The sequence below is a fragment of the Ilumatobacter nonamiensis YM16-303 genome (genome assembly GCF_000350145.1).
GTDB classification, from domain to species: domain Bacteria; phylum Actinomycetota; class Acidimicrobiia; order Acidimicrobiales; family Ilumatobacteraceae; genus Ilumatobacter_A; species Ilumatobacter_A nonamiensis.
In genome coordinates this window covers 1-9653 of sequence record NZ_BAOL01000180.1, presented here as the reverse complement: position 1 = coordinate 9653, position 9653 = coordinate 1, and the positions used below count along the sequence as shown (strand labels likewise).

Below are 9653 nucleotides of genomic sequence, written 5' to 3'. Positions count from 1 at the left end.
CACGGAGCGCGGGAACTGTTCACGAGAACGAGATGGGTTGGGGGTCAGCCGCCGGTGAACTCGGCGAGCGCTCCGTCGACCACCTCGGGAGCGACGCCGCAACGCGCCACCGACGACTTGACGTTCTCGACCGCGGTCGGGTCGCCGGCTGCCAACTGGGTCAGCGTGGCATCGCCGTGGTCGACGATCGTCGTCTCGATCGCGCAGTTGGCGACCATCGGATCGATGCCCTGGCCCTCGAAACCGCCACCGCCGACGAGCAGGTTGAAGACGGTGCCCTGAATCGGATCCGTCGGCGGATCGGCACTGAACCCCGACGGGTCGATCTCCGGGTCGGACGACAGGGTGCCATCGGCCTCCTCGGTCTCCTGCTCGACAGGTGGCGGTTCCTCGCCGCGCTGGATCGCAATCGCCCGATCGACCTGATTCTGCGTGATCCCACAGTCGAGTGCGGCCGCCTCGATGAACTCGACCGCCGCCGGTTCGGCCGTGGCCGCACCGAGCGCGAGCAACTCGTCATCGGAGATCCGCGACGCGAGGGTCTCGATCGCACAGTTCGCGACGTTGGGTTCGACGCCGACGTCCGGCGAGGTCAGCAGATCGAACAACACCCCGCCGACCACCGTGGCCGGCCGTTCGGTCCCGAACGTCGACGGGTCGATCGCCGGGCCGCCATCCTCCGTTTCGGTCTCGGGTTCGGTCTCCGGCGGAGCGATCGTCGTCGTGGTGGTCGTCGTGGTCGTGGGCAGCGGTGTCGCATCGAACTCGACCGCCTCGGCCTCGCCACCATCGGTGTCGGCCGTGGCGTAGACGCCGATCGCGACGCCGATCAGCAGGACGACGCCGATCACGGCGCCCACCGTCTGTTTGCCCGGCATGATCGCAGCCAAGCGCACGGAACGCCCCGGCTCGACACCCTGTTCCTGCGTACCGAGCAAGCCCTTCTCGTCGATCCACACCAGGAGCGGCGGCATCGCCACCAGGGCCGCCAACAGCGCGATCGCCACGTTCAGGGTGACGATGATGCCGAAGTCACGCAGCAGTGGGAGCGGCGACAGCACGAGCACGGCGAAGCCACCGATCGTCGTCATCGCGGACGTGAAGAACGCTCGGCCGGTGCGCTTCGCGGCGGTGTCCGTCGCGACACGTGGTTCCAGTCCCCGCTGCCGCTCCTCCAGGTATCGGCCCATGATCAGCACCGAGAACTCGGCACACGTGGCGATGATGAGCGGTCCCGACACGGTGGTGAGCGGGCTCAGCTCGAAGCCGAGCAGACCGACGAACAGCGACGACGCCCCGACCGCCATCAGCACCGGTACGAGCCCGAGCAGTGCACGACTGAGGCTCCGGAACCGGAGCACCAACCACAACGCAGCGGCGGCGAGTGCCAGGTAGGTCAGGTTCGCGCGGTTGGCCGAGAGGTTCTCCAACAGTCCGATCCCGACCGTGGCGAGACCGGCCGGCGTCGCCTTGATCGGCGCCTGCCCCTCCGAGATGTCGATCCGCAGAATGCTGTCGTCGGGAATGTCGAGTTCGTCGATCCGCGCCTGGAGATCGTCTTCGAGATCTTCGACGAGTTCGGCGCGGTCCTCGAGGCTGTCCTGTTCCAGGCGCAGGTTGACCTGCGCGGCGGTCGGTTCCACGGGATCGTTGATGAGCGCCCGACGGATCGCCGGCGCTTGTTCCTCGGCAGCCTGCGCCGCGATCACGACGTCGGCGGTGGTCGGTGCGATCCGGGTGCCGCCGTCCACGTCGATGATCTTCTCGAGCGTGCCGACGAGGCTCGAGGTGGCGACGACCTCGTCGCGGGCTTCGGCGTCGACGGTGAACTCGAAGATCAGGTCCACCACGTTCTGGTCGAGCACGTTGTTCGAGGCCACGAGCACACCGAGCGTGGTGGCGAACTCGGTCTCGTCGGCCAGACGGTCGATGTCCTTCACCGTCTGACTGCCCTGGTCGATCCACCGGATCGGATCCGACTGGATCTTGGTGCGTCCCTCGACGAGCACGCCGCCGATGAACAGGATCGACGCGAGGATGATCATCGGCAGCCCGAGCTTGGTGGGCAGACCGCCGAGTTTGACCACGGCGCGTTCCACGAGCGAGTCGCCGCGTTCCTCCGTCGGCTTCGTCCACTCACGAATGCCGAGCACGGACGCCGGCACGACGATCCCGACGACCACCAGCACCACGATCCCGACCGCGAGCAGCACGCCGAAGTCCCGAATCATCGGAACCTTCGAGATCCGCAACGCCAGGAACGCGAGAACGCCGGTGATCGTGGCGACGATCAACGGCGGCGCGACGTTCGCGAGCGTGTTGGCGATCGGGTGTTCCGCGCGGTCGAGTACGACCTCCTCCTCGACCCGGTTGTGGATCTGGATCGCGAAGTCGATGCCGACGCCGATGAGGATCGGCAGCCCCGAGATCGTCACCAGTGACAGGTCGATGCCGATCAAACCGAGCAGCGAGAACGCCCACAGCACACCGATGAACACGGCGAGCAGCGGCAACAGCCGCCACCGCACACGGAACATCAACGCGAGCACCACGGCCATCACGGCGAGTGCGGCGAGCCCGAGCGTGAGCATCCCGCCCTTCAGGTAGTCGTTGATCTCACCGAGGTAGATCGGTGACCCGGTGACCGTCAGCTCGAAACCGTCGAACTCGTATGCGGGATCTTCGAGGATCTCGAGGACCGCGTCGGTCGCCTCGGTCAGTTCGTCGAGGCTCGCGTTGCCCAGGAGCACGACACCACCGACCGCCGTGCCGTTGACCGGGCCACCCTCCACGTTGGGGAAGGTTCCCCGCAGCGACTTGCGGATGACGAGTTCGTCCTCGGGCGGCGCGACCGGGTCGCCGGCGTCGTCGAGGGTGTACCCGGTGTTGTCGAAGATCAGCACCTCGTTCCAGGCCGGATTGCCGACGTTCCACTCGGAGTCGGGACCCACCGCGCCCCGGCGCGCCAGCGAGATCGAGATGTCCTCGTTGCGGGCCTCGGCACCTGCTTCGTCCCGGCTGACGGCCGAGGTGAGCGCCTGCGTCCCCGTCGGACCGCCGACGAGGGCCGAGCTGTACGTCAGGGACGTGTACGGCGTGACCGTCGAGAAGACGGCGCCCATGCCGCCGTCGCCTTCGAGCTCCTCGAGCTCGGCGGTCATGTCCTGGAGCTTCGTGAGGTTCTCCCCCTCGAAGAGATCGGTGATGTCGGCCTCACCCTCCGTCGAGAACAGGAGGATGATCGTCTCGCCGCCGAAGTCGTCCTGGAAGGCGACGTTGTCGATCGCGATCTGCGAATCGGGGTTCAGGTAGCTGTCCTGCCCGGTCGCGAACTCGATTCTGGTGGCACCGAGCGCGAGGACGGCGGTGAGCGCCACCATCACGGCGGCCACGACCTTCCAGTGTTTTCCGAGCTGAACCCCGGTGTTTCGCCAGAACTGTTCCATCACGCGCTGTCCTTCGTTCGTCGTGGTCGGCAAACCGATTCGCGTCCGACCCACGGTCGAGCACATCAGACCGTAGACGCTTCGGTGAAGTTGAGGTGAACGGCGTCACACGCCACGATGTGGCGGCGTTGCGTCGCGCGGTCAGGTGCCGAAGTCGAACCCGAGGTCGGGAGCGGTGAGCAACGGGCGGTAGTCGATGCCCCTCTCGGCCGCCATCGCCGCGCAGGTTCCACCCCGATCGACGATCACGCTCATGAACACCGGCGACGCGCCGTACACCTCGATCTGGTCCGCCGCCTCGATGAGCGACGTCCCCCGCGTCGTCGTGTCCTCCGTGACCAGCACGCGGTCGCCAGGTTCGAGCGCGCCGGCGATTCGCCCGGTCACCCCACCCTGCTTGGCTTCCTTGCGGACGCTGAAACTGCGCAGCATGCGCCCTCGCGTCCCGAGCACCGCGGCGACGCCGTACGCCATCGGGTCAGCACCGAGGGTGAGCCCACCGATGGCGTCGGTCGTCGCGAGGACGTCGGCGAAGACCTCCTCGACCGCATCGGTGACGGCGACGATTCCATCGGCACGGCAGGCGGTCTGCTTGGTGTCGAGGAACCACGAACTGCGCGCCCCCGACTTCAGGACGAAGTCGCCGACCTTCACGGAGTGCTCCAGGACGTGCGCACGCAGTCGATCGAGAGTCGGGGACAGCTCAGGGAGGTCACTCATCGGTTGCCGAACCTATCGAGATGACGCACTCCGAGAACAACGACGCATCGCCATCGGGCCTCGTCAGCACTCGACGACGCTCACGGAGATCCGCGTCGCCAATCCGCCCTCGGCGGTCTCCTTGTACTTCTGATTCATGTCCTGCGCGGTCGCCCACATCGTGTCGATCACGTCATCGAGCGTGACCCGCGCCAGCTCCGGCTCACCGGCAAGCGCCAAGTGTGTCGCCGAGATCGCCTTGATCGCCCCCATCGCGTTGCGTTCGATGCACGGCACCTGGACGAGCCCGCCGATCGGATCGCATGTCATACCGAGGTGATGCTCCATCGCGATCTCCGCAGCCATCAACGATTGTGCGACGGTTCCGCCGAGACATTCCGTGAGTGCGGCGGCGGCCATCGCCGACGACACGCCGATCTCCGCCTGACAGCCCCCCATCGCCGCGGAGATGGTCGCTCGCTTCTTGAAGATCGCACCGATCTCGCCGGCAACGAGCAGGAACCGCACGCACTCGGCGTCGATGTCGGTTCGTTCCCACTCGGCAGGATCGAGTTGAGCGAGGTGATGGAAGAGCACCGCCGGAATCACGCCCGCGGCGCCGTTCGTCGGAGCAGTGACAACGCGTCCGAACGCAGCGTTCTCCTCGTTCACGGCCAGGGCGAGACAGCTCACGAACCGCACCGTGTCGCCGAACCCGAGGTCGGCATGACGGAGATTGTCGAGCCACGTCGCCGAGTCGTCGATCTCGATCGGACCCATCAACGCTCGGTGGAGATCGTGGGCGCGACGGGCGACGTCGAGTCCACCCGGCAGCGTGCCGGTCGTCGAGACGCCGCGGAACGCGCAGTCGCGCATCACGTTGCGAATCCGGATCAGGTCGACGTCGATCTCCGCGTCGGTCCGCCAGACCCGTTCGTTGGCCCGCACCACGTCGGCAATCGACCGGCCGTCGTCGCACCACGCGAGCAACTCCGCCGCCGACTCGATCGGGCACGGCAGACGCTTCGTCTCGTCGACCGAGTCGTCGCCGACATCCTCACCCTCGTGCGAGACGAAACCTCCGCCGACGGAGTACGAGACCTGGTCGGCGGTGCTCCCGTCGTCGAACGTGGCGACGAAACGCATTCCGTTCGGGTGCCCGACGAGCACCTCCGTGCTGTCGAACGCGAGGTCCCGGTCGCGGACGAAGGGCACCGACTGTTCGCCGCCGATCAGCAACCGACCCGACTCGACCGCTTCCGGACCGATGCGCTGGACCTCGGCGGTGTCGCAGGTTTCCGGATCATGGCCGCAGAGGCCCATCATCAGCGCGACCCCGGTTCCGTGCCCGCGTCCTGTCTTCGCGAGCGAGCCGTACAACTCGACGCGGATGGCGGCGAGCTGCCCCAACCGACCGCTCGACCGCAGGCGATCGACGAAGTGCTCGGCTGCTCGCCACGGGCCGAGCGTGTGCGAACTGGACGGACCGACGCCGACCTTCAGCATGTCGAACACGCTGACGGGGCCAGAGGATTCGCTCGGCACGATCGCGTCGTCAGGCACGGTCGCGAGTGTCGCGCATGAGGACCTCTTGAGCGACCGTGGCGACATGCGTGCCGTCGGGTGAGAAGACGTGCCCGAGCGCGAGCCCGCGTCCGCCGACGAAATGGAGGCACGAGAAGTCGTGCAGGTGCCACTCGTCGGCGATGACCGGGCGGTGGAACCAGATCGTGTGATCGAGGCTCGCGGCGAAGAGGTGGTCGTCGTTCTCCGGCGCGTCGATCGACATCGGATGCGCGCGATGAACGGTATCCGTCGGGAGATCGTCGGACAGGAAGGCGAGCCAACAACGGTGGAGGAGTTGGGCGGCGGGGTCGAACGGGTCGCCGAGCGGATCGTTGACCTTCATCCACGTGACGGTGCGCCCCGAGCCGTCACGTCGGCTGTCCGCCACTCGGTGTGCCGGGACCGAGGCGCGCTCGAACGACGGCGACCACGACTCGCGATCGAGCACGTCGGGCGGGGGGACCTCGGGCATCTCGACCGTCTGCAGTTCCACCGAGGACTCGGGGCGCTGAAACGAACTCTCGGCGTTCAGAATCGCGCCGGTCGCCTGCCGGGCAACAACGCGTCTGGTGGCGAACGAACGGCCGTTGCGAATGCGGTCGACCTCGTAGCGGACCGGTTCGGACGGGTCGCCGCGACGGATGAAATACGCACGGATCGAGTGCGGCTCGAGCTCGGCATCGACCGACAGCGTCGCCGCACGCAAGGCTTGGGCGACGATCTGACCGCCGTACAGCCCGCCCCATGGATACTGCGGGCCGACACCGACATGGACGTCGGGTCCGTGTGCAACCAATTCGAACATCGGACATGCACGCTATTGGGTCGAATGGTCGTTGTCCTAGACTTCGGGAATGGCCACAAAGAAGCCGATGACCGACGAGCACAAGGCAGCGCTCGCAAAGGGACGAACCGAGGGACGAATCGTTCGTGAATACCTCGAGGGACTACGCGCGACCAAGCCGAAGCGCGGGCGGAAACGAACTCCCGAAAGTGTCCGTAAGCGCCTCGACGCCGTCGAGCAGGAACTGGCGAGTGCGGACCCGATGAGCGAACTGCTGCTCATCCAGGAGCGGCGTGATCTGGAGGCCGAACTCGAAGCGATGTCGGCAACCATCGACATCGAGGCGCTCGAGAGCAGGTTCGTCGAAGTGGCACAGAGCTACAGCGACAGCAAGAGCATCTCGTACGCCAGTTGGCGTGACGTGGGAGTCCCCGCAGCGGTCCTCAAACGTGCCGGAGTCTCGCGGGCGAGCTGAAACCGGCGGTCAGTCGCCGATCTCTTCGAGCTGGTCGAACACTCGGTGGAGGTTCGACAAGCTGCGGCGAAGGTCGAACGCGTCATCGAGCACGCTGTCGTCCACCTCGTCATCCGCTTCGAGCAGCGTCCGGAAATCGAGTCCTTCGTCCCACGAACGCATCGCATTGCGTTGGACGATGCGATAGGCCTCGTCACGCGTCTTTCCGCCCTGCACCAATGACAGCAACACCGGTTGACTGAACACCAGTCCGTAGCTCGCGTCGAGGTTCGCCTGCATCCGCTCGGGCATGATGACCAGTCCATCGAGAAGCCGCCGAAGTCGGCGCATCACGTAGTAGGCCAATTGGCTCGAATCGGGCAGGATCACCCGTTCCACCGAGCTGTGTGAAATGTCGCGCTCGTGCCACAACGCGACGTCCTGCATTCCGGCCGAGAGGTTGCCGCGCAGCACGCGCGACAGTCCCGAAATCGTCTCCGCAGAGATCGGATTGCGCTTGTGCGGCATGGCCGACGAACCCTTCTGACCGGGCTTGAACCCCTCCTGCACTTCACGCACTTCGGTGCGCTGCAGGTGGCGGAGTTCGACCGCCATCATCTCGCAGGTGGCGCCGACCGAGGCGCATGCATACAGGAACTGGGCGTGGCGATCGCGGGCAACGACCTGAGTCGCCGGAACCGGCGCCAACCCCAGTCGATCGCCCACGAACGCTTCGACCTCCGGCGGGATGTTGGAGTACGTCCCGACCGCACCGCTGAGCTTCATCACCGACACGGCATCGCGTGCGGTACGCAGGCGCTGTCGGTCCCGGTCGACCTGCAGAGCCCACAGCGCCACCTTGGCGCCGAACGTGGTGGGTTCGGCGTGGATGCCATGGGTGCGTCCGATCATCACCGTGTCGGCGTGCTCACGAGCGATCCGGACCAGCGTGGCGATCAGTTCGCCGGCCGCGTCGATCATCAGATCCGTCGCGTCCCGCATCGCCCAGCAGAGTGCGGTGTCGCCGACGTCGGACGAGGTGAGCCCGTAGTGGATCCACGAACCGGCAGGATCGTCGATCTCGGCCTGCACGGTGTCGACGAATGCGGCGACGTCGTGATCGGTGATCTGCTCGCGTTCGAGGATCCGCTCGACGAACGCTTCGTCGGACGTCGGGGCCTTGGCCCGACAGATCTCCGCGGCCTCCTGCGGAACGATGCCTGCTTCAGCGTGGCCTTCCGTGGCCAGGAGTTCGACCTCGAGCCAGCGGCCGAAGCGCGCCGGATCGGACCACACCGCATCCATCTCCGGCGTGGAGTAGCGCGGGATCATGACGACGTCCAGACGAGATAGTCGTCGCGCTCGGCGCCGACACCCACGACCTTGATCGGCACACCGACCTCCCGTTCGACGATGTCCAGGAACTCCCGCGCCTGATCCGGGAGTTGCCCTGGTTCACGCTTCTCGCTCAGTGCCGTACCCCAGCCGTCGAGCTCTTCGTAGACGGGCTCGATCTCGGCGAGGATGTCGGAGCGATCGGGGTAGTCGTCGACCAGTTGGCCGTTGCGGCGGTAGGCGGTGCAGATCTTCACCTTCTCGAACCCGTCGAGGATGTCGAGTTTGGTGAGCGCCAGTTCCGTCAGCGAGTTGAGCCGGACGGCGTGGCGCAACATGACGCAGTCGAGCCAGCCCGTCCGTCGAGCACGACCGGTGACCGTGCCGAACTCCTTGCCGACGCGGCCGAGGGTCTCGCCGTCGTCGTCGAGCAGCTCCGTCGGGAACGGGCCGGCGCCGACGCGTGTCGTGTATGCCTTCGTGATCCCGACGATGCGGTCGATGTCGCGCGGCCCGAGGCCGGAGCCGGCGCACGCACCGCCGGCCGTCGGGTTCGACGACGTGACGTACGGGTAGGTGCCGTGGTCGAGGTCGAGGAACGTGGCCTGTGCCCCTTCGAGCAATACGTGGGCACCGCGGTCGAGTCCGTTGTGGAGCAGGCTGATCGTGTCGCACACGAACGGTGCGAGGCGCTCCCCCAGTTCGCTGAAGCGCTCGACCATCTCGTCGACGTCGAGGGGGTCACCGCCGGCCTCGGTGATCAGCTTGTTCTCGGCGGTGGCGCGCTCGCGGACGAGGGTGGCGAACCGCTCCGGATCGATCACGTCACCCGCGCGGATGCCGACCCGGCGAGCCTTGTCGGCGTACGCCGGACCGATTCCTTTGAGCGTGGTGCCGATCTTGTCGTCGCCGCGCATCGCCTCGGCGATCGCGTCGTGCGCCTGGTGCCACGGGAAGATCAGGTGCGCCCGACTGGAGACCTTCAGCTCCGAGCACGAGACGCCGCGCTTCTCGAGCATGTCGACCTCGGCGAAGAGCGTGGGGAGATCGACGACCACCCCGTTGGCGATGACCGGGATGACGTGCTCGTACAGCACCCCCGACGGGATCAGTTGGAGGGCGTACTTCTCGCCATCGACGACCACCGTGTGCCCGGCGTTGTGACCGCCTTGGTAGCGGACCACGAACGTGTGCTCCTTGGAGAGCAGGTCGATGACTTTGGCTTTGCCCTCATCGCCCCACTGGGCTCCGACGACGACGGTGACGGGCATGCACGCTCCTGTGCGACTCGCTGGCTGGAACGTGACGAGATCCTACTTGCCAGACCGTCCACCCCTGCGATCTCGTGAACAGTTCGCGCACGGAGCGC

The 9653-nt window shown here is 66.6% G+C and carries 7 protein-coding genes; 1 reads left to right on the top strand and 6 read right to left on the bottom strand.

Annotation, left to right across the window (positions count from 1 at the left end; all coding sequences use genetic code 11):
• Nucleotides 1–44 precede the first annotated feature (44 nt).
• From ON45_RS15895 to ON45_RS15880, 4 genes are all read right to left on the bottom strand, one after another.
• A complete protein-coding gene (locus tag ON45_RS15895; protein ID WP_241432226.1) occupies nt 45–3446 on the bottom strand; it encodes an efflux RND transporter permease subunit in 3402 nt (1133 codons plus the stop codon).
• A 141-nt stretch (nt 3447–3587) separates the two neighbouring features.
• The gene (locus ON45_RS15890; protein WP_040494991.1) at nt 3588–4166 is read right to left on the bottom strand and encodes an orotate phosphoribosyltransferase; all 579 of its coding nucleotides are present in this window, start codon (nt 4164–4166) and stop codon (nt 3588–3590) included.
• A 63-nt stretch (nt 4167–4229) separates the two neighbouring features.
• Complete coding sequence (locus ON45_RS15885) at nt 4230–5708, bottom strand: L-serine ammonia-lyase (RefSeq protein ID WP_241432225.1); 1479 nt, start codon at nt 5706–5708, stop codon at nt 4230–4232.
• Nucleotides 5701–6516 carry an acyl-CoA thioesterase gene (locus tag ON45_RS15880; protein ID WP_040494990.1) on the bottom strand — a complete coding sequence of 272 codons (816 nt, stop codon included), beginning with the start codon at nt 6514–6516 and terminating at the stop codon, nt 5701–5703. The genes ON45_RS15885 and ON45_RS15880 overlap by 8 nt, the downstream gene beginning before the upstream one ends.
• 49 nt (nt 6517–6565) lie before the next feature.
• On the opposite strand from ON45_RS15880, the gene ON45_RS15875 reads away from it, so the two are divergent.
• Nucleotides 6566–6970, top strand: a complete 405-nt coding sequence (locus ON45_RS15875; RefSeq protein WP_148288724.1) for a hypothetical protein — start codon at nt 6566–6568, stop codon at nt 6968–6970.
• 9 nt (nt 6971–6979) lie between these two features.
• Here ON45_RS15875 and purB read toward each other — a convergent pair whose 3' ends face one another.
• Nucleotides 6980–8281, bottom strand: coding sequence for an adenylosuccinate lyase (purB, locus tag ON45_RS15870; protein ID WP_040494988.1), 1302 nt, complete (start codon nt 8279–8281; stop codon nt 6980–6982).
• Nucleotides 8278–9555, bottom strand: coding sequence for an adenylosuccinate synthase (locus ON45_RS15865; RefSeq protein WP_040494987.1), 1278 nt, complete (start codon nt 9553–9555; stop codon nt 8278–8280). The genes purB and ON45_RS15865 overlap by 4 nt, the downstream gene beginning before the upstream one ends.
• Between the last annotated feature and the right edge of the window lie 98 nt (nt 9556–9653).

Excerpts from the sequence above, each read along its gene's own strand:
- ON45_RS15895 (WP_241432226.1), bottom strand. The coding sequence starts at position 3,446 with ATGGAACAGTTCTGGCGAAACACCGGGGTTCAGCTCGGAAAACACTGG.
- ON45_RS15890 (WP_040494991.1), bottom strand. The coding sequence starts at position 4,166 with ATGAGTGACCTCCCTGAGCTGTCCCCGACTCTCGATCGACTGCGTGCG.
- purB (WP_040494988.1), bottom strand. The coding sequence starts at position 8,281 with ATGATCCCGCGCTACTCCACGCCGGAGATGGATGCGGTGTGGTCCGAT.
- ON45_RS15875 (WP_148288724.1), top strand. The coding sequence starts at position 6,566 with ATGGCCACAAAGAAGCCGATGACCGACGAGCACAAGGCAGCGCTCGCA.
- ON45_RS15865 (WP_040494987.1), bottom strand. The coding sequence starts at position 9,555 with ATGCCCGTCACCGTCGTCGTCGGAGCCCAGTGGGGCGATGAGGGCAAA.
- ON45_RS15880 (WP_040494990.1), bottom strand. The coding sequence starts at position 6,516 with ATGTTCGAATTGGTTGCACACGGACCCGACGTCCATGTCGGTGTCGGC.